At 65.9% G+C, this 23839-nt stretch carries 19 protein-coding genes; 1 reads left to right on the top strand and 18 read right to left on the bottom strand.

Going from position 1 to position 23839, the window contains the following annotated elements; translation table 11 throughout:
• Positions 1 to 242 precede the first annotated feature (242 nt).
• The 18 genes from BKG60_RS32585 to BKG60_RS23525 form a co-directional block, all read right to left on the bottom strand.
• The gene (locus BKG60_RS32585) at positions 243 to 2642 is read right to left on the bottom strand and encodes a hypothetical protein (RefSeq protein WP_239252624.1); all 2400 of its coding nucleotides are present in this window, start codon (positions 2640 to 2642) and stop codon (positions 243 to 245) included.
• Positions 2639 to 3799: a hypothetical protein gene (locus BKG60_RS23605; RefSeq protein ID WP_075910092.1), complete on the bottom strand. Its 1161-nt coding sequence runs from the start codon at positions 3797 to 3799 to the stop codon at positions 2639 to 2641. Before BKG60_RS23605 ends, BKG60_RS32585 begins: the two co-directional genes overlap by 4 nt.
• A 34-nt stretch (positions 3800 to 3833) precedes the next feature.
• The gene (locus BKG60_RS23600; RefSeq protein ID WP_075910088.1) at positions 3834 to 4616 is read right to left on the bottom strand and encodes a type VII secretion target; all 783 of its coding nucleotides are present in this window, start codon (positions 4614 to 4616) and stop codon (positions 3834 to 3836) included.
• Positions 4617 to 5049: 433 nt separating this feature from the next.
• Positions 5050 to 5655, bottom strand: coding sequence for a hypothetical protein (locus BKG60_RS32580; RefSeq protein WP_239252622.1), 606 nt, complete (start codon positions 5653 to 5655; stop codon positions 5050 to 5052).
• A 156-nt stretch (positions 5656 to 5811) separates the two neighbouring features.
• The gene (gene eccD, locus BKG60_RS23590; RefSeq protein ID WP_075910087.1) at positions 5812 to 7344 is read right to left on the bottom strand and encodes a type VII secretion integral membrane protein EccD; all 1533 of its coding nucleotides are present in this window, start codon (positions 7342 to 7344) and stop codon (positions 5812 to 5814) included.
• Positions 7341 to 8774 (bottom strand): MinD/ParA family ATP-binding protein, encoded by a 1434-nt coding sequence (locus BKG60_RS23585; protein ID WP_070947108.1) that lies wholly within the window; start codon positions 8772 to 8774, stop codon positions 7341 to 7343. Before BKG60_RS23585 ends, eccD begins: the two co-directional genes overlap by 4 nt.
• Before the next feature lie 130 nt (positions 8775 to 8904).
• Positions 8905 to 9192: a WXG100 family type VII secretion target gene (locus BKG60_RS23580; RefSeq protein WP_070185140.1), complete on the bottom strand. Its 288-nt coding sequence runs from the start codon at positions 9190 to 9192 to the stop codon at positions 8905 to 8907.
• A 30-nt stretch (positions 9193 to 9222) separates the two neighbouring features.
• Positions 9223 to 9525 (bottom strand): WXG100 family type VII secretion target, encoded by a 303-nt coding sequence (locus BKG60_RS23575; RefSeq protein WP_070185141.1) that lies wholly within the window; start codon positions 9523 to 9525, stop codon positions 9223 to 9225.
• A gap of 91 nt (positions 9526 to 9616) precedes the next feature.
• On the bottom strand, positions 9617 to 10942 hold the full coding sequence (locus tag BKG60_RS23570; protein WP_075910086.1) for a PPE family protein: 1326 nt from the start codon (positions 10940 to 10942) through the stop codon (positions 9617 to 9619).
• A gap of 42 nt (positions 10943 to 10984) precedes the next feature.
• Positions 10985 to 11278: a PE family protein gene (locus BKG60_RS23565; protein ID WP_070185143.1), complete on the bottom strand. Its 294-nt coding sequence runs from the start codon at positions 11276 to 11278 to the stop codon at positions 10985 to 10987.
• Positions 11279 to 11458: 180 nt separating this feature from the next.
• Entirely contained in the window at positions 11459 to 13210 is a 1752-nt protein-coding gene (gene eccCb, locus BKG60_RS23560) for a type VII secretion protein EccCb (protein ID WP_070185144.1), read from the bottom strand.
• A gap of 2 nt (positions 13211 to 13212) precedes the next feature.
• Positions 13213 to 15441, bottom strand: a complete 2229-nt coding sequence (eccCa, locus tag BKG60_RS23555) for a type VII secretion protein EccCa (protein WP_070185145.1) — start codon at positions 15439 to 15441, stop codon at positions 13213 to 13215.
• The gene (gene eccB, locus BKG60_RS23550; RefSeq protein ID WP_070185146.1) at positions 15438 to 16880 is read right to left on the bottom strand and encodes a type VII secretion protein EccB; all 1443 of its coding nucleotides are present in this window, start codon (positions 16878 to 16880) and stop codon (positions 15438 to 15440) included. The genes eccCa and eccB overlap by 4 nt, the downstream gene beginning before the upstream one ends.
• A 2-nt stretch (positions 16881 to 16882) precedes the next feature.
• Complete coding sequence (eccA, locus tag BKG60_RS23545; protein ID WP_075910090.1) at positions 16883 to 18607, bottom strand: type VII secretion AAA-ATPase EccA; 1725 nt, start codon at positions 18605 to 18607, stop codon at positions 16883 to 16885.
• Positions 18600 to 19157: a secretion protein EspD gene (locus tag BKG60_RS23540; RefSeq protein WP_070185147.1), complete on the bottom strand. Its 558-nt coding sequence runs from the start codon at positions 19155 to 19157 to the stop codon at positions 18600 to 18602. Before BKG60_RS23540 ends, eccA begins: the two co-directional genes overlap by 8 nt.
• 14 nt (positions 19158 to 19171) lie before the next feature.
• Entirely contained in the window at positions 19172 to 20020 is an 849-nt protein-coding gene (locus BKG60_RS23535) for an ESX secretion-associated protein EspG (protein WP_070185148.1), read from the bottom strand.
• A gap of 10 nt (positions 20021 to 20030) precedes the next feature.
• Positions 20031 to 20342, bottom strand: a complete 312-nt coding sequence (locus BKG60_RS23530) for a type VII secretion target (protein WP_070185149.1) — start codon at positions 20340 to 20342, stop codon at positions 20031 to 20033.
• A gap of 32 nt (positions 20343 to 20374) precedes the next feature.
• A complete protein-coding gene (locus BKG60_RS23525) occupies positions 20375 to 21934 on the bottom strand; it encodes an EspA/EspE family type VII secretion system effector (RefSeq protein ID WP_070185150.1) in 1560 nt (519 codons plus the stop codon).
• A gap of 392 nt (positions 21935 to 22326) precedes the next feature.
• Between BKG60_RS23525 and BKG60_RS23520 the strand changes: the two genes are divergently transcribed.
• Entirely contained in the window at positions 22327 to 23832 is a 1506-nt protein-coding gene (locus BKG60_RS23520) for a MinD/ParA family ATP-binding protein (RefSeq protein ID WP_075910085.1), read from the top strand.
• The last annotated feature ends 7 nt before the right edge of the window (positions 23833 to 23839 follow it).

Below are 23839 nucleotides of genomic sequence, written 5' to 3'. Positions count from 1 at the left end.
GGCGACCATCGCCATCAACGGCGCCACCCAGACCTTCCCACCGCAAATCCTGGCAGCCCAACAAGAAATCCTGACCACCCTCGGCATCCCAAAACCGGGGCACTAAGCCAAATGTCCTAACTCAGGTTCGAACCTGCCCACCGAGTTCCGTGGGTAATCATAAGGGCCCGCTGGGGGCACGCGATCCGCCTTTTTGGGCCGCCCCAGGTGACCGTCTGCCCACAATCAGCCGGTCACCGTTATTACTCAGCGATAGCATCAGCAATCAACTGACCCACGTGCTGCCAGTAAATGAAGTCACAGACGGCTCGCCGCTGATCTTCGGACTCGGCGGCGGTGTGCGCGGCGTATACCGCTTGCTCTTGGGCGTGCGCCGCATAATCCACAAACGCCCGTAGATGCCGCTCCCCCCGGTTGGAGGCACGGCTGGCCAACGGCTTCCACACTTTGTCCCACAACTCGGTCCGTCGATCTTCTGGCGGATTGACATCGGTCGGTGCAGGGGGCAATACCTTCACCAGATCGACATCACTGATTCGGGCCAGTTGTGAGCTCGCCTGCGGGGCAATTACCTGCAGACGATCGCGTCCTGCCATCTTGCCGCTGGCAGGGATGTCGTCGGGGCTCAGTACCTCATGGTGCACGCCGGCGTCCGAGTTCTGGAGCTGATCTTCGGTCGCGATTACCGCTCGCAATTCTGTGTCGTGGTGTCGCGCCCAGCGCTGCACCGCAACCACCGGCTCATTCACCCAACTGGCGCGTTCGGCGGGTGGAATCGAGTCGTCGGCGGAGGCCATGTTCACCGGCTCGGGCAGGTGAACCTGTTCAGGGATATACGCCAGCCCATAATTGTTGGCCACCACGATCTTGCCGTCCACAGTAAGTCCGGTGACCCAGAAGAACTTGTAATCAGCACTATTCGTCATGCCGGGCGCATTGAGTGCCGCTGCCAACCTGCGCGCCAACTCCAACGGGTCCGAACCTGACCGCTTCGCAGCACTCTGGGCCGCATCCCGCTCAGCGCGCGCTGCCGACACCGGGATGGGCGCGACTTGAGCACCGCCGGCGATGTTTGCCGGTGGACCGGCTGCGGGCGGTGGGGCCGTCGCAGGCGGCGCGACCGGTGCCGCAGGGGGCGGAGTCGGCGGCGGGCCCAGTGGCATACCGCCCATGCCCGTGCCGCTTCCCATCAACCCACCCGACGCCGGAGCCTGCACCGGGGAAGCAGGTGGTTGTGCACCTGCTTGCGATACTGGCGCCGACGTTGTGCTGGCAGGCGTCATCGCATCGCTGGCCGGAACCGCAGGCGATGGAGCCAACGGTGGGGGAGCACCACCAGACGACGAAGCGGCATGCACGGGCGTACCGGCCGAATCGGCGAAGCCTTTCGAGAAGGCCTGCAACGGATCTGTCGACGCAGCACCGACCGGCGCTTGGCCTGCCGCCTTTGATGGGTCCAGCCCGGCCCCTGCGCTGGCTGCCGAGGAAGCCGGAGATCCGCTACTCGACAAGCTGCTCGCCGCGCTGGCGGCGCTGGAAGAGGAGGGCGCGCTTGGGGCGCTCGGCGCCGACGGGAAAGAGGGAGCCACTGGGTTCGTGGGTGATTGCCGAGCGGGAGTGGGCTGGCCGGGAGTTGGCACGACAGCTGCGGGTGCGTCAGAGGGCGTCTCAGCCTTAGCAGGCAAACCAACCTGCGCCGCCCCCGGCGCCACATCCTCGGCAATTGCAGGCGTCTCAGGAGGCGTCTCAGCCTTAGCAGGCAAACCAACCTGCGCCGCCCCCGGCGCCACATCCTTAGCAACTGCAGGCGTCTCAGGAGGCGTCTCAGCTTTGGAGAACAAACTCGCCTTTTCCGACCCGGGATCAGCATCCTCAGCGGCTGGCGCGCCCTCCTCAGACCCGGATTTCCCTTGAGTTGGGCCGCTCGCCGGCGACGCAGACGCTGTACCACCTGAACCGGAGGTGCTCCCAGCGGATGGTGCCGATCCAGATCCTTCGCTGCTGTTGTCAAGGGGTACGGCGGCATGGGCCCCAGATGGCGGAGAGGCGTTCTCTTCGGTATTTCCGCTCAGGCTCTCCGCGAGGCTGTCGAGGAACCGCTTGTTGGCGAGGTATGCCTGCTTGGCCATCTCCTTGGCGGCGTTCTCGGCGTCTTTCTTGTCCGTTTCCTTTTCGTAGTCTTTACTTAATAGCTCCTTGATTGCACTGTGCGTGAGCCAGATAAAATCGGCGATCGCTTTTTTCGCATTCCTAGTTGTCGACCACGCCTTAGCACACCATTCAATGGCGGCGGCCAGTTGTTTCTCGATCTCTTCCATTGCCTTGCTGTGTTGCTCGGCTTTCGCCGACGCGGCCGATGCGCTACCACCAGCCCATACGAACAGCCCATTGAAAATTGCCGCGTGGACGGCATCCCAATCCGCACGGGCTTGACTAACCGTCGATTTGATACCGCTGAGCATTTCCTTGCGCTGATCGAACACTGCCTCGTCGAACTCCGGCCAAGCGCCCGAACCTGCCATGGTATCCAGGTACTCGTCGCCGCCTGGCTTTGCAATTTGTCCACCTAGCAGGGAAACAAGATCCGTAATATCATCCAGCATCACTGGTCCAGTGAGCGCAGGACGAGCAACCGTGCTCATGAGGACTCAGCTTTACAAGCCCAATAGATCGCATTCGCTAGACGGGTCGACGCTGACGCCAGATAGCTAGAGTTTACCGAATACGTGGGTATCGCCTCAATGTACGCGCGCAAGTACTGCGCCGTGACCACTGAGAAGTCTTCCCAGACTGCGTTCTCACTCTTTCGGCCCAAGCGTTCCATTTCATCGGCATAAGCGGTCATCACCGGCACTACCGCATCCATAACCGCTTTCTGGTCTGGCGTCCATTCTGTCGCCGATATCTTTGAATCAATACCGCGCCAGTCCTTCGTGTCATTGTCGAAACGCTCAGCCGCAGTTATCCAGTCAGCACATACGCCGTTACTGGCGCCAAGGAACCTTCCCGGTACGGTGGTCAGCTCCTGATTCAACGTTTTGACATCCGACGGCGGCGACGGAACCGGTACGAGGGGAGCGGTCTGCTGGGCCGCACGGTAGTGGATGGCGTCGCATACTCTGTTCAGCGTGCTAAAGAATTGATTGGAGGCGCCAACGGCATTATCGTCTCCCGTCGAGTACGTTGGAATCGAATCAATAACCGCTTGAGCGTAGGCAATGTATTGACCGTACAGCTCACGCATTACCCGGTGTGGAGTCTGTTTCGCCAGGTTTGTCGATTTCTCGATTGCGTCTGCCAACGCGACACTCTTCTTCTCAAATACCGACTTCTGCTCGGGCGTCCATTCTGTCGCCGGTATCGCATAATCCTGTTTATTCCAATCAGGGGCCGCCGTATCCATATCGTGCGCAATCTTTACCCACGCTTCACATGTCGGATCTTCAGTGATGATGTTGGCAGGCCCAGTGTCGTTAGCACTCGCGAATTCTGACCCGCCGTTGGCGGTGTTGGACTGCTGGCCGTTGCTGCCCCCGGAGTCTGGGCGCAACACGAGAACCGTGCCGACGATGCTGACGGCAATGATCGCGACAAGCGCGAGACCTACCAGGATCCACTTGCCCTTACCGCCCTTGTTCGGAGGCGGCGGAGCGCCCCATTGCGGCTGTTGCGACCACGGACCGCCGGGAGGTCCGTATGGCGGCTGTGCGCCCGGGCCTTGCGGAGGCGGCCCGCCCCACTGCTGCCCACCACCCCCGACGGGTTGCGCACCATACGGCCCCTGGGGAGGAACAGTCATCACCACACCTTCGCGTAAGAGAACAATCTGTTAGTCACAACAACACTGACGGATCGAGCGGCGGCGGTTGGCGCGGCGGCTGGGCCGGCGCCGGCTCGACCTTTGGCGCAAACGGGGCAGTCCCGTCCGATGGGCCAGCCACCGGGGCCTGTTGGGCACCGCTATCGGGCGCCGCGGCGCCGTCACGCTGCTCCCCTTCGTCCTTCTGATCACTCTGGACGTCCCGGCCCTCATCGTCGGCCGAGCCTTCTTGCTTCACTGCAGACGCCGGTCCGCCGGGGCCACCTGCACCGGAGCCTTCGGCGCCCGCGCCGCCTTGTCCGAGCCCGCTGCCCATCTGACCGAGCTGCTGCACGCTCTGCATGATCGTCTGCGGAACCTGACCCAGCTGTTGAGCCATCTGCATCGGCACCTGGCCCAGTTGTTGCGCCATTTGCATGGGCACCTGCATGAGCTGACCGAATTGGCCCATCGCATCCATGCCCCCACCTCCGCCGCTCGACGAACCGAATTTCGAATCGAACTCCGCCAACCGGGCGTTGACATCAGAATGGGCCTGCTGATCGGTCTTCTCATACCTGTCAGCGGCCGTCCCAATGTTGGTTGCCGTCGTGCGCGCATCGCTTCTGGTCGTCGGCATCGTGTCGTGCAACGACGACTCCACCTCATTGGTGCGGCTCGTCAACGCCTGGGCCAGCGGATCTGTACCCAACGAAGGAAACGCACTCGGTGGATCCGGAAGTGCGTCGGCCGCATCTTTGAAGCCCGAGGCACCCGCCCGCAGCTCTGCAACATTGACCCGCAACTCGCCAGTCACCACATACCCCCATCAACTAGTCACGAGGAGACCGACGGCCAGGTCGACCTCTAGCGCCGGGACCCCGGACGCGACGGCGCCGCTGCGGCCGCCGATCGCAACATTCCAGCGGTGACCGTTGACAGTCCCCTCTACCAGTGGTTGAGCAAAATGCTACCCGAGCTCAAGACACGCTGAACGCACAACTTCTAGAGCTCGGCCTCGGCCCATTGCCGCACGCTTTCTCTACGTTTTCAGCCCGCCAGACCATCCGCGGCTGTTCCAGAATCCGGCCCGCACCTGCACTGTCCAATTGCAGCCACGAGTTCCAGAACTACCCGCACCGAGGCGGCCTTATCTGGTTCTCGGGACGCGCATCTCGCCTAGTCCATCGGTTCGTCGTCTACCTCGGCATCGAACCCGTTATCTCACTGCAACGGTAGCCGGCTGGGCGTCAGTGATCAGTGCCCCGGTCAGAGTGCCGGGCGATGAGTGCGAGTTCAGCCTCGCCGGCTTGTTCCGGGGTGGCGAACGGCATGTTCGTTGTGACGAAGTCCCGCACTTCCTGGAGGTCCATCCCCTGCTCGACCATCATGTTCACCACACCGATGTGCACCACCGCTGTCGCACGCTTGGCGGCGACGCCGGCCACGACCCGGATCTCATCAGCCAGTTGCGCTTCGGTCAGGGTGGTCACCTTCGGATCCAGGTCCACCTGGGCGACCGAACCGTTGAGGTAGGCCGTGACAGTGACGGTGCCCGGTGGGTTGATGGCCTGGACTACCGGAATCTGCTCTTCGTCTTCGGGTTCGACCTCGGCATCGAAGGCGCCGAAGTCGTCGATCTCAGCGTCCTCGACTTCTTGGCCGGTGTAGTCGTGGACTGCGTCGAGGCCGCCCTCGTGCGCCGTGCCGTGGGCAGCGTCGCCCACCGAGTAGTCCGGCAGGGAGTCGAGTCCTGATACACCGTCGTCAAACACCGGAGTGTCAAAATCGAGCGCGTCGAGTCCATTGTCGGCGGCGTCGTCATCGTCCCAACCGTCGGAGCCGTGGGGCGTCATGTGTAAGTCATATCCCATCGCAGTCCACTCCCGCTGCACGACGCCTCTCTACCGGCTCCCTTATCGGCCCCGCCTGCCACCACGAACTACGCAACGACAGGCTTCAGCACCTCAGGATCGACCGGCAGTTCCTCACCGACCCATAACCGATAAACCTCAGTGCAACCGCAGGTTCCGCAGCAGGTCGTACACGCCCGCGATCCACAGCAGCAGCGGGATCACTGCGGCGATGGCCAGGCCGTCGCTCAACTCCAGGATCCGTTTCGTCACCGGCGACACCCGGCGCACGCCATCGGTGGCACCGACGGCGATCACGGCAACCAGGCCCAGGGCCGTGTAGACCAACAGCACCATCCAGGCGCTGCCCGGGTACCACAGGCACAGGCGCACCATCACGCCCGTCGGCACGGCGATGGCCGCCGCGAGCAGGGACCAGGAGCACCAGCGTTCGGCGTACAACCGTGACCGGAAGCCACAGATCACGGCGACGAGCGTGGCCACGATCATGCTGTGCACGAAGAAGTGTCCTTGCACCACAACGGCAATGGCACCGACCGCCAGCACCAGTGAACCGGCGGACAGGAATCCGATCAGCAGCTGGCGGGTCAGCAAGCTGCGTTCTTGCAGTCGGGCGGCCGATTCCGGCACTGAGGCGATGATCGCCTTCCACGTGGGTGACGCTTCGTCGACCTCGTCCGGTGTGATGACCGGGTCGAGCAGCTCGTCGTTGGAGACCGACTCACCGGGCGCCGGGATCGGCGGCAGGGCGATACGGGCAACAGCGACAGTGAGTTTGGCGGCGTTGGTCACCACGATCAATCCGAACGCGATGGCGCCGGCCGGCACCCAGGTACCGGCACCGTAGCCGATCGCGATCGCCGCACCGGTGATGGCGATCGCCAGCACCGCGACGAACGAGGCCACATCGGCCCGGCGCCGCGGCCCGCCACGGGTCGCCAGTGTCAACAACAGCACCACCGCCCCGGCACCGGCAACTTGCGGTGCGCCAAGGGAATCCGCGTCGTACGGCAATGGCACGGCCAATGCGGCGGCACCGGCCAGCACGATGGTCGCGGCCATCAGCAAGCTCTCGGCCAGGTCCAGGTTCTGGTAGCGGGTCTGCGCGGCGAAGCTGCCGCCCAGCAGGCCCAGACCGAACAACCCGAGCGCCAGCGCCCACCACCAGCCCTGCCCGGCACCGCTCCAGGACAGCAGTGACATCACCGTGACGGCCGTGGCCACCAGCGGGATCGCCACGCCGACAAAGCGGTTCAGTGCAGTCCGGTCGAATATCGGTGATTCGTCGAGCACGGCGATCGCGTCGATCACGTCCTCGACCAGCGGGCGATACCGTTCGGTGCGGCTGACCGAGACGAGCGTCAGCAGCGAACCGTCGACCACTCCGGCGTCGTCCAGAGATTCGTCGGCCTTCAACGGCGGCGCACCCGGCCGGGCGAACGCCCACATGCCCTGTTCGGCGAAGTCGAAGCCGGCGAGGGTGTCCTTCGGGGTGTCCTCGAGCAATTCGCCCAGGACATTCACGGTTTCGTCGATGTAGGTCTCGATCGGCGCGGTGGCCGGCAACACCAGATCGGTCATCCGTTTGCCGGTCAGGATCGTGACCCTGGTGGTGGACGGCCTACTGGGCGTCGTGCTCGATGTGCCTGCTGCGGCTGCGGTCGCGGTCAACGCCGTTCAAGCCTGTCGAAATCGTCGGACAGGGCAGCGGCCAGCTCGGTGATGCGACGCTGGAACGTGTCGCCGAGCAGGTCGAGCTGAATCTCGGTGCCCGCGGCGATGTGCTTGTCCCACGGCAGCACGATGACCCGGCCCGGAGGCACGTGGCGCTCGAACTGCTGCACCAGATCGTCGATGTCGACGTTGGGCTTGCCGGGTGTGACGTGGTTGATGACGACGCAGGACCGGCCGAGCAGATCCTGATACCCGTTCTGGCGCAGCCAGTCCATCGTGATCGCGGCCTGCCGAGCCCCGTCGATCGAGGCGCTGGCCACGATCACCATGCCGGACACCGTGGAAAGCACGCCGCGAGAAGCCTTCTGGAAAAGGCCGGCGCCGCAATCGGCCAGTACGAGGTTGTAGTAGCGCGACACCACGGAGGTGGCGCCCTTCCAGTCCTCGTCGTCGAACTCGCGCTGCGCGCCGCTGTAATCCTCCGAGGACAGCACCTCGAGGTTGGAGCCGTTCATGCTCGTGTAGGCGCGAATGTCGTTGTAGCGCGTCAGTTCCTGGTCAGCCAGCAGATCGGAGATGGTGGCCGCGGACTGGCGCCCGGCCCGGTCGGCCAGGTTGCCGCCGTCCGGGTCGGCGTCGATCGCCAGGATGCGGTCGCCACGTACCTTGGCCATCGCCGATCCGAGCGCCACGGTGACGGCGGTCTTGCCCACGCCGCCCTTGAGACCGAACACGCCGATCTGGTAAGAGTCGCGGGCGTTGCGGCGAATGCGATTATGCAGTTCGAGTTCGTAGATCTCGTCGGGCGACAGACCAAGGTTGATTCGCGTGGTGAGGTACAGCCAGTGCCGCCATCCGCGCTGCGACGGCATCTTCACACCGGTCTTGACCCCGACGTGCGACAGCGCGTCGATCGCGCGGTGGTTGCCCATCGAGGCCGCTGACGTGGGGCCGGGCGCCGCGGGAGTCGGGATGGCCTGGCCTGCCCGCCACTGGCCGCTGACCTCAGGATCGAGGTCGGCGAACTGCGACGGCGCCGGGCCGGGCGCAACGCGCGGGGCCGGGCCGGGCAGCGTCCGGGCCTGCTCGTGACGAGCGCCCTGGCCGAACTGCTGTTGCTGCTGCGGCGCGCGAAGCATCGAGTTCTGCGGCCACTGCGGCGCGGTGGCCGGCGGCTGCGGCATCGGCGCAGGCATCTGCGGTGTGGTCTCCGCGTGCCGCGGCTGCGCGGCAGCCTGAGTCTGGGTGGATGCCGTGGGGGCCACGGGCACATCCGTGGAGCTGGTTTCCCCGGCCTGAACCGGCGGTGGCGGCGGCGCGGCCGCGGCGGCCTTCAGAATGGCATCTCTGTCCACAATGGCGGTGGCATCGTCGACCGGTTTACCCGGTTCAGACGAGTGGAAGAGCCGGTCATAGTCGGCCGACATGGGGACCCCTCAGATAGTCAAATACAAGTGGTTAGATCTTTACACCCAAGCACAAGTGGTGGGCGGGTTCGGCTATCACCAGATAGACCGAGTACCCGCCCACCAAAAGCATGCTTGATACCGAGCAGTGTCAGGCAAACATTCCCGTGACGCCGGCCTCGGTCTGGGACATGGTCTGTCCCGCCTCGCTGATGGTCTGGGCGAGATTCTGCAGCGCCTGGTTCAGCTCGTTGGAGGTGCTGTCCCAACGGGTCTGAACGGCCTGGTAGGCCTCCGAACCCGAGCCACCCCACGCCGAGGCGAGCGCAGCGAGCGAGCCCTTGCCTTCGTCCAGCAGGCCGGCGGTGGTGCTGACGGCGCCCTGGATCTCACTGGCGCCACCTTCGATACCGGCGAAATTCCAAACCTGTTCTGTCATGTCTTGTCTCCGTTCTCGAGGTCAGTTAGGTCAGATGTTCATCGACGAGGCCAGGTTGCCGGCCTGATCGTCGTCGGTGCTCGTGTACTGAGTACCCGAGGTGTGGATGTTGGTCGAGATCTCGTTCAGCTCCTGGATCTGCTTGTCAGCAGCCTCGTGGAAGCGGGCGAGCGCCGCCTGAGCGGCCGTGCCGGCCTGACCCTGCATCTGAGCGGCCAAGGTGCCACCGGTCGACTCGACCTGTGCGATGACGCTCTTGAGCTCACCGGAGATGCGCTCGAAATTACCAGCCTCCTTGGCGAGGACGGCGGCATCTGTATTCATCTGTGCCATGTTGGATTCCCCTTATTTTCCCTTTGTCCTCACCAGATGGAAATTTGGCGAGTCCTCCGGCCGGGTGGCCGGAAAGTCTTGACGTGGACGCCTACCAGTCGTCGTCGGCGTCATCTGTTTGGTCATATGTGAGAGCGGTCGGCGCGATCAATCCGTCTTTCGTGCCGCCACTCTGTTCTTCTTTCTTGGCGGCGTGCACCGGTGCACCGGCCCCACCGCCGCCGCCGGCACCCACCGGCGCCATCGGGCCCGTCGGACCCGCGGCCATGGCCGACATCGCCGGCTTGGCCTCCCCGCTGATGCCCAACATGCTCGACAACAGCGCTGTGCGCGGCGGGGACCCGAGCGCACCCGGCAGCGACGCCGCGCGCACCAGGCCCGCTCCCGAACTCGCACCGGTGCCGCCGGCCAGCGGATGGTTCGAGAACGGCATCGCCCCCATCAGCCCGGACTGCATGCCCGACTGACTGCCGCCCATGCCGGAGAACTGGCTGACCATCTGGGTCACCTGCTGCAGCGGCTGGGTGAAGGTCTGCATCTGGGACTGGAGCATCTGCGGGATCTGCCCCGCGAGCTGCCCGCCCTGCTGCCCCATCTGCATGACCATCTGCATGCCCTGCTGCATCGGGTTCTTCTCAGACGGATCCTTTTCCTGCTGCCCGGCGTTCTCGCCCTTGCTCGCCGCGCCCATCGCCCGCTGCTCGGCATGATTGGCCTGCGCGGCGGCATTGCCGGTGGCCAACTTGATCGATGACATCGTCGATATGGCACTGATGCCTTCGATCGTCATGTTGCGGGCCGCACCCATTGCCGTCCGCGGAGCGGTCGACGCGAGCGCCGCCGCCGCGGTGGTCTCTCCGATTCCGGGCAGCACGATCGGCATCATCGGCATGATCGGCTCGAACAGCAGGTTGACGGTCGTTTCGGCGTGGTACGCCTCCATCGCCCCGGCCGCCTGGTTCCACATCCGGACGAAGTAGTCCATCTCGTTGAGCCCGATCGGCATCGTATTGATGCCCAGGAAGTTGGTGGCTTCCAGGACCGCGTGAGTGACGTGGTTCTGCTCGATCTCCGGAATCGGCGGAGTGGTCGCCAACGCCAGGCTGTACGAACTCGCCTGGGCGCCGGCCTGCAGAGCCCGCTTCTGAGCCTGCAGTGCCATGGTTCGCAGCCACATGATCATCGGCATGGTCGCAGCGACCGCACGCTCACTTGCCGTGCCGCTCCACACCGCGGTCAAGTTGCTCAGCGCACCGGCAAGTTCGTCAGCCTGGGTCTCGAGCAGGATCGCCAGCCCCTCCCAACCCGTGGCCGCCTGGAGCATCGGTGCCGGACCAGCACCGACCATCAAGCGGGCGGTGTTGATCTCTGGAGGCAACGCGAACCAGGTCGGTGGGACGGGTGGTGCCGCAACCATGACTCGATGACCCTATCTGAAGACGAATATGCCTACGACGTGCTAAAGCGTGGTGGCCTGGGCCGCGTCGACCGCGTTGTAGATGCCCGCGATCTCCTGGAACGCCGCACCCGCGCGGGTCAGCTCCTCCTGGGCGAACGAGTTCGCCGTAAGGGCCTCGACCCCCTCGCTGGCGAAGGCCATGGCCGCCATGGCCGAGACCTCGTCAGCGCCGGCCGGAACCAGCGCGGTGACGGCCGCAGAAGCCGTGGTGCCGCCGGCCAGACCACGGGCCGCGTTTGCGATCACCTGTGCCGCAACACCTTCGGCGCCCGGGTTGTGCATCATCGGTTGCATTTGCTTGCTCCCCTGTTTCGATTGCAAATAACCAGGGACAAGCACTCAAGACCGACCTGGCATGGAGTTTGCCAAGTCGCCAAGGAACCTGTCCCCCGATCCCTTTGCTGGCGGGCCGCCGCCAGCGTTGCTGAGTGCGTTGGGTAAATACTAACTGCAGTTTCGGAGTGCTGAGAACACTTATTCGGCGGGCGGATCGACATAGGACGCCTGAATGACCTCCTTGCCGTCCGGCGCGACCATAAATGCCTGGCCAGGCGGCCTTTTCTTGACAATGATCTCCCGCGACGGGAAGTCGTTCTTCTCGCCGGACAGGAACAAAGTCGGCGAACCGGCGCCGTAGGCGGCGCCGACGAACTTGTCCATCGTTGCCCGGTGCGCCAGGCTCATCTGGCATGTCGCAATGACGTGCAAGCCGATATCGGCGGCTGCCGGAAGCAGCGGACCGAGCGGCGCCATCGGCGACATCATGCCGGCGGCGGCGGTGATCATGTGCCAGTCGTCGACCAGCAGCACGATGTCGGGCCCGCTCCACCATGACCGCGCCCGCAGCTGCGCGGTGGTCAGGTCCGGCGGCGGCAACCGCTTCTTCAAGTTGGTCGCCAGCGCCTTGATCGCCTCCTCCAGCGAGGCGCTGTTGCGGTTGATCGCGCCGGCCGCCAGCAAATGCGACTCGGGCACCGCATCGAGCAGGCCCGACCGGTAGTCGGCCAGCATGAACCTGACCTGATCGGGGCTGTTGCGACTGCAGATCGCCTTGGCCACCGCATGCGCAATCGTGGTCTTGCCCGACTTGGGAGCGCCGAAGATCAGCAGGTGCGGCGTCGAGTTCATCTGGTTGTAGGCCACCGTGAGGTCCGACTCGCGCAGCCCCAGCGGTACCTGCCAGCGCGTCCGGTAATCCGAATCCGGTCCCGGCGGGTTCGGGTCGAGCTGATGCAGGTAGATCCGGTCCGGGAGCACCCGCACCTGCGGTGCCTGATCGGTGTGACGCGCGGCCACCTGCTGCACGCCCGCCGAGATGGCGTCGACGATGTTGGCGGCGCTGTGCACACCGTCCAACCGGGGCACCCCGATCATCAGGTGATGCTTCTCGAGGGAGACGGCACGACCCGGACGATTGGCCGGGATATCGCGGGTGATCCGGTCGATCTGGGTCTCGTTCACGTCACCCAGACGGAACTCCACCTTGGTGCCCAGGTAATCGCGCACACGTGACTTGAGCTCCGTCCAGCGCGGCGTGGAGATGATGACATGCACGCCGTACGCCAAACCCTGACCGGCCAGATCCTGCACAGCCGGTTCCAGATCGGGGAACTCGGCCACGAAGGCCGGCCAGCCGTCGATCACCAAGAACACGTCACCGAACGGATCCTGCGCGGCCGCGTTGTTCGGGTCGTCCCGCATCTCGCGGTAGGACGCTATCGAGCCGACGCGGTACTGCTTGAACACCTGCTCGCGGGCCCTCAGCACCGCTTTGACCTCGGCCACCACCCGGTTGACCCGGTCGGGTTCGGCGCGGGTGGCCACGCCACCCACATGCGGCAGATCCTCCATGTACATCAAGCCACCACCGCCGAGATCGATGCAGTAGAACTGCACCTGGCGCGGCGTGTGGGTGGCCGCGGCCGACAACATCAGCGTCTGCAGGAACGTCGATTTCCCGGTCTGCGGCGCACCGCCGATCGCGATGTTGCCGCCGGCCGCCGAGACGTCGACGCCCCAGATGTCCTGCCGGTGCCGGCGCGGCTCGTCCATGATTCCCAGCGCGAAACGCAACGGCGCGCGCTGGTAGTCACGCTCGATCAGTTCATTGACCGGTGTCGGGTCGGTCAGCGGCGGCAGCCACATCTTGTAGGCGCGGCTCTCACCGGTGCCCAGCTGCTCGAGGACGACCTCGCGCAACACCCTGGGTTCGGCGTCAGTACTCATGGCTAGCTCACCGCCGTATCGAAGATCGGGGTCGTCGTGAACTGGTGGATGCGCAAACGGGTCTGGCGCTTCTCGCGAGGCCTGGCCTCACCGTCCCCGGAATCCTCCACCTCGGGCACGTAGTTGGCGCCGGTGTAGAGGGTGCTGAACTTCACCGGGTCTTCCATGCCCACCCGAAGGAACCCGACACCACTCTCCTTGTTGGTGATGTACTGCGCCTCCGGTGTGCCGATCACCGCCTTGGACTCCGCAGAGCTGGTGGTACGCAACGCAATTCGGTACGTCAGGTTGGGCTCGAGCTTGTCGATGCGGACACCGCCGGTGTTCAGCGACTGGGTGGCCAGCAGCAGGTGCACCCGCAGCGAGCGACCCACGCGGCAGATCCGGTCGAACAGTCCGATGAAGTCCGGATGGTTCTGCAGCAGCTCGGCGAACTCGTCGACCACCACGAACAGCGTCGGCAACGGCGGGAGGTCCGCACCACGCTCGCGGTGCTTCTCGTACTCGGCCACACCCGACAGCGCACCGGCGGCACCGACCTGCATGCCGGCCTGACGCAGGATCTGCTGACGACGGTCGAGCTCACCGGTGAGCACCTCGCCCATACGGCCGACCAGCTCGGCTTCCTCTTCCATGTTGGTCACGACAGCCGCGGTGTGCGGGAGCTTTTCCATACCCAGGAAGGTCGAACCGCCCTTGAAGTCGGTGAGCAGCAGGTTGATCTGGTCGGGGTGGTGGGTGGCCACCAGCGACAAGATCATGGTGCGCAGGAATTCCGACTTGCCCGAACCGGTGGTCCCGATCAACATGCCGTGCGGGCCCGCACCGAACTCGGCGCCCTCCTTGATGTCGAGCTTCATCACCTCGCCGGTCTTGAGCTCGTGGCCGAACGGGATCTTGAGCCGGTCCCGGTCGGTGTCGGTGAACATCCGCCAACGCGCCGGGGTCACCTCTTCCACCGACTTGGCGCCGACCAGGTGGTGCCATTCCTTGGAGACCTTCTTCTGCACCCGGACGTTCTTGTCGATGATCGTGCCGGTGATCGACCAGCCGGCAAGCTTGCGGGCCACCCGGCCGGCCTGCGCCGGGGTCATCCGGTCGACGACTCGCGTCACCTCGCGGTAGTTCTGGTTGGGCAGCTTGTCGTCGGCCGTGCCGTCCGCGTCGACCCGCAGCCGGTAGGCCGAGCCGCGGTGGTTGCCCAGGGTGAGCACGGTGACGCCGGCCCGGCCGTCGACCGGGAAGCCGGCCTTGCCGCCGGTCAGGTCCACCACGATCACATACGGGCCGCCGGGCACCGAGTCGGCGCTGTGCGGGCCGCGTGCGGTCAGATCGCTCAGGCCGTCGGGCCGGGTGTAGACCAGCCGGGTGGGCCCGGCCGCGTCGGTGTCGGTCTGGTGCTGCGCGTGCGGCAACCACTTGAGCCACGACCAGTTCGGGTCCTCCGGGTTGTCGGTGAGCACCCGGATCTGCAGCAGGTCTGGCGGATGGAACACCGCCAGATGACAGATCATCGCGGTCAGCAGCCCCGCCGCGCCCTGGATGTCACCGCCGACGGCGATGGTCGGAAATGTCCGCAGCTGAACAAGTTTCGGGCAATCCTGGATCAGGCCGTGGGTGCGCAGGAACTTGGTCACCCACATGTGGCTGACGGGCTCCAGGTGCGGCTGTGGCGCACCCTGTGGACCGGCCAGCTCCCCGCTGGTGTTCGGCTTGAGCAGCCGGTCCACCGCGATCTCGGCGCCGATACCGATCCGGGTTGCGGCGTAGAAATCCGAGTTGGCCTGCCGCGACCACTGCCGGTGCGTACCGATGATCGACAGCAGATCGTCGGGATGCGGTGCGTGGTAACCGAAGAACGCCACCTGAGCCGACGCCGACGCGGTCACCCGGGTGCGCAGGCCGGCCAGGTATCGCAGGTATTCCTTGCGGTCGGCGTTGATTTCGGGGACCTTCTTGCCGCCGCCGCCACCGCTGGACATGAAACCGACCGTGCCCATGATCATCATCAGCGGCATCATCAGCATGTACGGGGACAGCTGACGCACACCGGTGAAGATCATGATCGCGATCATGCCGATCATGCAGCCACCCATGACCCAGGGCATGGCTTTCTGCATGCCCGAGGGCGGGATGTCGATGCCGAGGTCATCTGGTGCGGCGACGTTGATCTCACCCGGTGTCAGCCGCGGCCCCCGCTTGATGGTCGGGGTGAATTTCTTGGTCGTCATGAGCCTTGCTTGCTTTCGACTTTGCGCGGATTCGGGTCGGCGGGCAGCGTGTCGTGCTCGAGCAGCGCTGCATCCTTCGACAACACCGGGCCCTCCACCAGCAGCCCCACGACCTGCCACGGTGCATTCACCGCACCCGACAAGCCCAGATTTTTCGCGGCGTCGTCATTGGCCACGCCGTACCGCACTCCCTGCGGGTCGATGTAATACAGGCTCTCGCCCACCCGGGGATCCGGTGACTGCAGGCGGACGAACTGGCCGCCTTCGATGTACACCGTTGCGTCACCGCCGATCTGGTCGATGCCGGTGCCGACCGCAGACGACGGGAGCGGCAGGCGACGGCCCGCGATGACGCTGGTCTTCGGTGCCTGATCGCCCGGTTCCCGCTGCCAGGCCCAACACAGCACCGGCGAGTCCTGACGCAGCAACACCTCGAGCGGCTTGTCCGGCAGCGGCGAGCCGTACACCCGCTCGGTGATCTTGGCGACCACGCTGGCCTCGACCGACGGCGGCTGCAACAACCCGTAAGAGTTGGTGGCGCGCAAGGCCGCAGCCGTGGTCGGGTTGACGCGGGCCACCCCGTCCGGCAGCACCACGTAATGCTGCGGTTCGGATTCGGTGGCCGTCTGGAACACCGACCCGATCACCAGATTCTCCGGCAGCCCAACGGTATTCGGCGCACCGGCGGCCGGGATCATCGGCAGCTGCCACGGTCCCATGTTCGACAGTGCGTTGAACAGGCCTTCGGACACCGGGGTGGCCCTGGCGGTGACCGGGATGCCCACCGCGGAGCTCACCGCCCGGTCGGACAGGTCGATGCTGTGCCGGCCGTCGGCGGTAACCAGCCAGTTGTCCCCCTCGAAGGACACCAGCATGCCCTGGTTCGGACCCATTGGGCCGACGGCGGAATCCGTTGTCAGCGAACGGATCAGGATCGAAGACTCCACCTTGGGCGCCGAGCTGTCCGGCTTGGCGACGGTGTCACACAGCGTCCAGCGCGACGCGGGCACGCCCGTCGGCGTGGCATACGGCGCACCCGGAATACCGATCGGCTGCCCCTTGGGCATCCGATTGAGCTCCTCGGACTTCACCGCCGACGGGGTGCCCGAATTGCCGAGGGCCAACCGAGCCGACGTCAGGTTGTACACCGGCCGCAGCACATTGCTGCCGGACAGCATCACGTAGAGCTGGTTGGTGGTGCGATCCACCACGAGTTGGTCGGTGCCGCGCTTGCCCAGCGGCTTGAAATACGCCATCAGGCCCGCGCCCAGGCAGATCAGTATCGAGACCACGATGCCGGCGAACACCGCGCGGCTGTAGAACTGCAGTGGATCGTCGAACATCCGGGTGTCCCGGCGCACGATGGCGTGCTCGACGCGTCGCAGCAGAAAACGCCAGCCGCTGACCTGGACCTTGGTGGTGAGCCGGAAACCTGCCATCGCTATCCGCCGATGTTCAGGCGGGCATGAACTCCCGCGATCGCCGCTGCCATGTCTTCTCCGTTGACCTCACTGAGCTGTTCGACGCCCAGGTTCTCGAAGTCCAGCGACCGGGCCAACCGCATGTCACGGTTCTGCTCACCGGCCTCCACCAGCTGCCGGGCGTAGCGCCCGTTGCCGGCGATGTCCAGCGCCGGCTTGCCGTTGAGTGTGCGCTGGCTCAGCAGGCTCGCCGCCTCGTGGACCCGCTTGGCCGCCTCGTCATCCAGCTGTGAATCATTGGCCTTGGCAATGACTTTCGTGATCTCGACGATGTCATCGGGCGAGTACGAATCGAACTCGATGCGGGTGGCGAACCGCGACCGCAGGCCGTCGTTGGTCTCCAGCAGGCGATCGATGTCGTTGCTGTACCCGGCGATGATGACCACCAACCGGTCGCGGTCGTTCTCCATCCGGGCCAGCAGGGTATCCAGTGCTTCGGTGCCGAACGGGTCGGCGCGACCGTCGCGCTCCTGCACCAAGGTGTAAGCCTCGTCGATGAACAGCACACCGCCCAGCGCCCGGTCGATCGTCTTGGCCGTCTTCACCGCCGACTGACCCTCGTACTCGGCGACGAAATCCTTACGCGACGTCTCGATCAGCTTCGGCTCGGCGATGACCCCGAGACCCGCCAGGATGTTGGCCACCACCCGCGCGATCGTCGTCTTACCGGTACCCGGCGGGCCGGCGAAGATCATGTGCTTGGAGGTCTGGGCCACCTTCATACCGCGCGCAGCACGGATCCTGGCCATCTGGGTGGCCGCCCGGTAGGCCTCGATCTGTTCCTTGACCCGGCCCAGCCCGATCTGCTTGTCCAGCTCCGCCTGCGCCTCGGCCAACAGCCTGTCCCGCCCGGAGGTGTCGGCCACCACGCTGGAAGGATCCCAGGGGTCGGTGCGGGCGGCGATCTTCTCGGGGGTGATGGTCTCCAGCCGGTAAGCTGGATCACGCAGTGCGGCAGTGACTTTGGGCTCCGGGAAGTTCGCCTGCAGCCACTCCAGCAGCACCTGGGCCGACTCCTCGTTGCCCTGGTAGCGCCGGGCCATCGCCAGATACCACGCGATGGCCGGTGCACACGCCTGGCCGGCCGGTGTGTCATTGGCCTCGGTGAGCCTACGGTCAGCCTCTGTGAACAGCCCCAGGTTGGCCGCCGCCACCCCGTGTGCCACCCCGGCCGCGGCGGCAAGGAACTTGTCCGGCCAGTGATCGGCGCCGCGCACCTGGTCGATGACATCCGTCCAGCGTTGCGCCGCACCGTAGATCACGGCCTTGACCCAGGCCACCAGATGATCGGAACCGGCGGACGGGGCGTCTTCCAACGCCTCCATCGCATCGGCATAGTTGCCCTCTGCGGCCTCCTGCACGGCGAAGCCCATGGTGATCGACAGCGGTGAGTTGATCGGGTAGGAGATGTCCTTGCCGTAGATGCCACCGATGGGGATCCTCGCACCGACACTGTTCATCGAGATCTCGGCCGAACCGGCCAGCTGGCCGAAGTTCGAGCGCGAATACCAGGCCCGGAACAGCGTCACGCGATCGTTGTCGCCGCAGCGGATCCGGCCGACCCACCCATCACACGCGGATTCGTCGTAATTGGTGATCTCGGTGAATATCTCGAGCGCACGGGCCGGGGAACTGCTCAGCATCCCGACTGCCGAGCCGAACATCCCAGCGAGGTGGTCAACCATGATCGCCTCCATAGCGAGTCGAAAAGACCTGGGCCCGAGCATCATCGGCTTGCTCTGGGGTGAGCAGATCCAGGTCGCGGGTCAGAAAGTCGCGGGTCGCCGCGTCGTCGTGCCCATGCTCACGCATGCCTGCGAGCATGAACGAGTACTGCGCGGATTTGGCCTGTTGAGCAGCCAGGCCCGCGATCACGAGAATCTCCTCGGCGAGATCCCGTTCGGTCAGGTTGGTGACTTTGGGTGCCAGCTCGATCTGCTGGACCCGACCGTCCATGAAAGCCGTCACCGTGACGGTTTCTGGCGGGTTGGTGACGGTGAACAGCGGCACCGCAAGGTTCTCGTCCTCGTCGACAGATTCCTCCGAGTCCCCACCGTCGCCGCTGTCTGTGTCGTCCGACGCGGGGTCGCCGAATACGACACCGTCGTCGTCGTACGTTCCGAGCGCATCCAGAGCCGCTGCGTCCGAGTTGTCGTCCGAGGACGCGAAGTCCAGCGCCGAGAGATCCTGATAATCGTCATCGTCGTCCGGATGATGTGGCGGAAAGTCACCCACCGTGGCGGCCTCTTTCAGTGCAGGTAGGAGCTGTCCGGCTCGGACTTGTCGAACCACGAGCCCGAGGGCAGGAACTCGACCAGCGCGTCAAGGGCCCGCTGCAGATTGTCCCTGGTGCCGGTCAGGAAGCTGCCGTAGAGCTCCCCGTTCACCCGGCGCGGGATGGACACGATGCGTCCCTGCTTGGAATCGAGCACTCCCGCTGCCACGTCGACCTGAGAGGTGGTGCCGCCCGGGTTCCGCTCGGACACCACGAGCTCCACCCAGCTCTCCGGCTCGGAGATGATGTTGGCGTATACCCGTGCCGAGGTCGGCGGAATGCCGTAACCGGTGAGCTCGTCGGCTGTCCGGCAGTTGGCCAGGGTCTCGGCGACGCCGGTCAACGGCTCGACGCTGGCCGGCATGCCTTCACCGAGCACGGTTGTCACCATGCCCGCCAGACCCACCTGCGCGGCCACCCGCTGCAGCACCAGCATGTCGTTGTCGCGGGCGGCGACCACGTGCCGACCACCCTTGCGGCACACCACGAACCGGAGCATCTTCCCGCCCGCGTCGCGACGCCACCAGCGCCCCTCCAACGTGCGTTCGGGCCGGCTCAAGGTGTCGAGCATTGCAGCCACCTCCGGGTGAGGGTTGCCGAAGACGTCCAGCACCCCCTGAGCCGTGAGATCGCGCTCAACCTGCTCCCACACGACCTTGCGCAGGTCGGGTTGCGGGATGTTCAACCGGATTCCCATCGATGGCGGGAAATCGGTCAGGCCCAGCTTGTCGGCTACGACGAGGATTCCGTCGATGGTCAGTTCGGCCCCGACGACATCGTCGATCGCCGCGGTGTTGGCGTCAGCGCTGAAGGAATTGGTCATCAGTGCTCCCCTACCGAACGGTTCCGCGGAGGGCGCCGGCCGTCGTCGAATCCGTGTGGTCGTAGCCCCCCGCTGCGCGAGTGAGCTTCTCCCCGAGGTCCAGCGACACCCTGGCCATACCGGTACCCGCAGCCCGACGCGCGTGCAGCGCGGCCGCCACGGCCGCCGCCGTCGACGACGAAATCGGCCCGTGTGTGACGCGCACCGAAGCGTCGACCCCGTCGACAACTCCGGTGGCCGCGGCCAAGCTGGTCGCCGCCTGGCCTTGCTTGGCCGATAGCTCGTGCAAATGAGCGGTGGCAACCCGCAAATCACCCGCCATGAAAATTCCCCTCGATCCCTGTCCCCGGATTCTTACCTGTCGATCACGGCCGCAGATCCGGGTACACCGCGATCTAATGTAGCCGCCGCTGCCATATGCAGCTGGCCCTGCTCGAAATCCGCCCCGACATGCACCGGAGCCTGGCCCGCGAGGCCACGGCCGGCGGCCACCGCTTCGAGGTCGGGCGGAAGTGTCTTGGCGGTCTCCTCATCGGCACCCGCGCCCAGCGGATCAGCCGGTCCACCCGCCGAATCCGCCCCGGCCGAGCCGTCGGGCCGACCCTGTTCGGGCTCGCCGTCCGTGCCTTCGCCTTCCGTCTTGTCGTCCCTCTCGTCTTGGTCGTCTTTGTCGTCTTTGTCGCGGCCGTCGCGGTCCTCCCGGTCGTGGCCGTCGGTTGCGGCGTCGGCGATGTCCGACGCTTTGTCGAGCTGGGCCGCACCGGCCGCGGGGCTCCCCAGCTGCCCGGCCGCCTGACTGCCCATCTGTGCCGCCTGGGTCGCCGCCTGGCCGGCGGCCTGCAGTACGCCGCCCAGGATTCCGCCGAGTGGGCTCACCAATGACCCCAGAAGCCCGCCGAGCGCACCAGCTGCTTCGGAGGCCGCAGGTGAGGAGGGAGGCGCCGCGGCCGCCGGCGTGGTCGACGGCGTCGCGGGAGCCGAAACCGGCCCCGACGAGCCGGCGGGTGCACCAGCACTGCCGCCCGACGGCCCACCTCCACCGGAAGGGGAGCCGCCGCCACCCGTGGAGGCGGGCGCCACGGACTCTGGATCTGCCTCTGTGTCTGTCGCTCGGGTGGGGGCCTGCGGGTCACCGACCGGGGGCGCGAACTCCGCGCCGACAGGGGCGGCGCCACCGGCAAGGGTCTCGTATTGCGCTGCCGCGGTGCGTAATACGGCCGCGTTCTGATCGATCTGGCCGCCCAAGGTCTTGAGATCGCGGCTGGAATCGCTGACCGCCTTGGCGACCATCGCGACCTCGGCTGACATCTGAGCGGCCGTCCCGAAACCCGGAATGATGCCCGTGGTGGTGGTGAGCAGGCTCATCGCGCCCAACCAGTCGGAGTGCCCGTCGAGGCTGTCGCGGGTGGCCGCGATCTGATCGGCTTCGGCGGAAAGCACTCCGGCCACCGTGTTGTCCAGCCCGAGCATGGTCTGAACGCGCCCGACCTGCTCGGTGTTGCGGCCGGCGTAGGCGCTGGCACCTCCGCTGTTCCAGCTGTCGTCGGGGAACGCCGCCGCCAGCACCTGCCCGGCCGCGTCCAGCTTGTCCGCCCCGTCGCCGAAGCGCTGCCCGGTCTCCGGTTCGCCGACTCCGGTGCTGTGCTTCATCGACTCGATGGTCTGCTGACCGGCGGCCAGGACGGGCGAACGGGCGGCCCTGATCAGCCGCTGGCCGATCTGGGATGCGAAGAAACTGGCGGCCTTCTGGCTGAGGTCGACGATCTGGCCGCCGAACCTGCCGGCCTGCTCGAGTTCGGCGCCCACGGTGTTGCGGACGATGAACTCTCCGACCTCGGCGGCGCGCTCGGTCCACTTCACGTTGTTCTCGATCACGCCTTTGCCGAAATCGGCAATATCGCCCAGCAGTCCCATGCCCCGTATCCCCTTCGCCGGAACAGAGATTACCAGCGCATCTGACCCGGTCAGCGCACCAATTTCGACCCTTCCGACCACCTGGACCGAGCCTCCCGGGACATCCTTCGACCTCGATTTATCGCAGTTGAGCGATCGTTTCGCCGACCGCTGAGGGCAGGCGGCAAGCAATACTGCGTGGCGCGCGCCATGGGGCAGGTGCAGGGGCCCGGGCGACACCTGCGCGGGCACCCTCGGCTGCGGGATCGGAGCGGGCGGAGGTTTGCCACACAAATTTGCTGCACCGTAATTTCGGGCCGATTGTGGACGGATCATGCAAGCCGGACGCGTTGTAGTCGATACTTGAGCACGTTCAAAGTTCCCGTGTGTGAGTTCGGTGAGGAGATTCAGGCGTGCCCGACCCCGACGACACCTTGCGTAGAGAGCTCGGCTGGACGGGTCCGGAGGAATCCGATTTCGAGCCGGACACCCGGCCCACGCGTCGCAAGCCGCCGGCGCCGCCGTCGATACCCGGGCGCCCGCCGGTCAATTTCGTGCCGTCGAAGCCACCGGAGAACACGAGCGATCCCGACGACCCGGGAGCAACCCAAGTCGTACCGACCGACCCGGACGCCGAGCGTGCGCGCAGCACGTTCCGGGAGGCGCCCCCCGCACCGCCGACTCCACCGCAACAGCAGGCGCCACCACCGCCACCACCCCCGCCTCCGGCGCAGGCTCCTCCGCACGATGCCCACCCGATGCCGCCGCACCAGCCACCGCCCACCCAGGGCCATCCGGAACGCCGGCCCGATCCGTGGGAGCAACATCCCCCGGGCTGGCAGCTTCCGTCTCAGCGACCACCGGGATCCGGTGGCCCGCCGCCGCAGCCCTACGGCCCGCCACCCGGCCAACCCTGGCCCGCCGAAGGCGGGTTCGCGCCGGATCCAAATATCTCGCCGGGTGTACCGCCACTGCCCACCGGTTCCTATGCCGACCGCATCCGGGTCAATGAGCTGCTGCCGCCGAAGCGTCAGCCACCGGGCAGCGGTTGGCGACTGTTCGTGTACCGCGCCACGTTCGGCCTGATCAACCCCGGCCCTTCGCCCGAGGACCTTCGTCAGGCCGAGTTGGAGAGCACGATCAAGGGTGTCCTACGCGGCCACTACAAGGTCGGGGTGATGGGCAAGGGCGGCGTCGGCAAGACCACGGTCTCGGCCAGCGTCGGCTCGATCTTCGCCCAGCTGCGTCAGGACGATCGCGTGGTGGCCATCGACGCCGATACGTCCTTCGGCAAGCTCGGCAGCCGCGTCGATCCGCACGCACAGAGCTCGTACTGGGAACTGGCCAACGACAAGCACCTGGACTCGTTCGCCGATGTGCGCAGTCGCGTCGGCAACAACGCTGCCGGCCTGTTCGTCCTGGCCGGCGAGGGCACCCCGGCCCGTCGCCGGGTGCTCGACGCGGCCATCTACCGCGAGGCCACCACGCGGCTCGACAAACACTTCTCGATCTCGGTGGTGGACTGCAGTTCCACCATGGACTCGCCCGTCACCCAGGAGGTGCTGCGCGATCTCGACGGCTTGATCGTGGTCTCCTCACCGTGGGTCGACGGCGCCGCCACCGCCGGTCAGACGCTAGACTGGTTGGCCGCGCACGAGATGACGGGCCTGTTGCAGCGGACGGTCGTGGTGCTCAACGATTCCGACGGCCACGCCGACAAACGCATGCGCTCCGTCTTGGCCGGACAGTTCTCGGGTCAGGGTCAGCGCGTCATCGAGGTGCCCTACGACGGGCATCTGCGGCCCGGCGGGGTCGTGGATCCGCGCGAGATGTCGACCGCGACCCGGCGCAAGTTCCTGGAGATCGCCGCGGCGCTGGCCGAGCATTTCCCGACCCAGGACGAGCGCCGGGACAACTAGCCGGGCA

Source organism: Mycobacterium syngnathidarum (assembly GCF_001942625.1).
Taxonomy (GTDB): Bacteria; Actinomycetota; Actinomycetes; order Mycobacteriales; family Mycobacteriaceae; genus Mycobacterium; species Mycobacterium syngnathidarum.
The sequence above is the reverse complement of the archived record's forward strand: the minus strand, read 5'-3'. Positions and strand labels throughout refer to the sequence as shown.

Coding starts and splice junctions, on each gene's coding strand:
- BKG60_RS32585 (WP_239252624.1), bottom strand. CDS start 2,642: ATGAGCACGGTTGCTCGTCCTGCGCTCACTGGACCAGTGATGCTGGAT.
- BKG60_RS23605 (WP_075910092.1), bottom strand. CDS start 3,799: ATGACTGTTCCTCCCCAGGGGCCGTATGGTGCGCAACCCGTCGGGGGT.
- BKG60_RS32580 (WP_239252622.1), bottom strand. CDS start 5,655: ATGACGCCCCACGGCTCCGACGGTTGGGACGATGACGACGCCGCCGAC.
- BKG60_RS23585 (WP_070947108.1), bottom strand. CDS start 8,774: ATGTCGGCCGACTATGACCGGCTCTTCCACTCGTCTGAACCGGGTAAA.
- BKG60_RS23580 (WP_070185140.1), bottom strand. CDS start 9,192: ATGACAGAACAGGTTTGGAATTTCGCCGGTATCGAAGGTGGCGCCAGT.
- BKG60_RS23575 (WP_070185141.1), bottom strand. CDS start 9,525: ATGGCACAGATGAATACAGATGCCGCCGTCCTCGCCAAGGAGGCTGGT.
- BKG60_RS23570 (WP_075910086.1), bottom strand. CDS start 10,942: ATGGTTGCGGCACCACCCGTCCCACCGACCTGGTTCGCGTTGCCTCCA.
- BKG60_RS23565 (WP_070185143.1), bottom strand. CDS start 11,278: ATGCAACCGATGATGCACAACCCGGGCGCCGAAGGTGTTGCGGCACAG.
- eccCb (WP_070185144.1), bottom strand. CDS start 13,210: ATGAGTACTGACGCCGAACCCAGGGTGTTGCGCGAGGTCGTCCTCGAG.
- eccCa (WP_070185145.1), bottom strand. CDS start 15,441: ATGACGACCAAGAAATTCACCCCGACCATCAAGCGGGGGCCGCGGCTG.
- eccB (WP_070185146.1), bottom strand. CDS start 16,880: ATGGCAGGTTTCCGGCTCACCACCAAGGTCCAGGTCAGCGGCTGGCGT.
- eccA (WP_075910090.1), bottom strand. CDS start 18,607: ATGGTTGACCACCTCGCTGGGATGTTCGGCTCGGCAGTCGGGATGCTG.
- BKG60_RS23535 (WP_070185148.1), bottom strand. CDS start 20,020: ATGACCAATTCCTTCAGCGCTGACGCCAACACCGCGGCGATCGACGAT.
- BKG60_RS23530 (WP_070185149.1), bottom strand. CDS start 20,342: ATGGCGGGTGATTTGCGGGTTGCCACCGCTCATTTGCACGAGCTATCG.
- BKG60_RS23525 (WP_070185150.1), bottom strand. CDS start 21,934: ATGGGACTGCTGGGCGATATTGCCGATTTCGGCAAAGGCGTGATCGAG.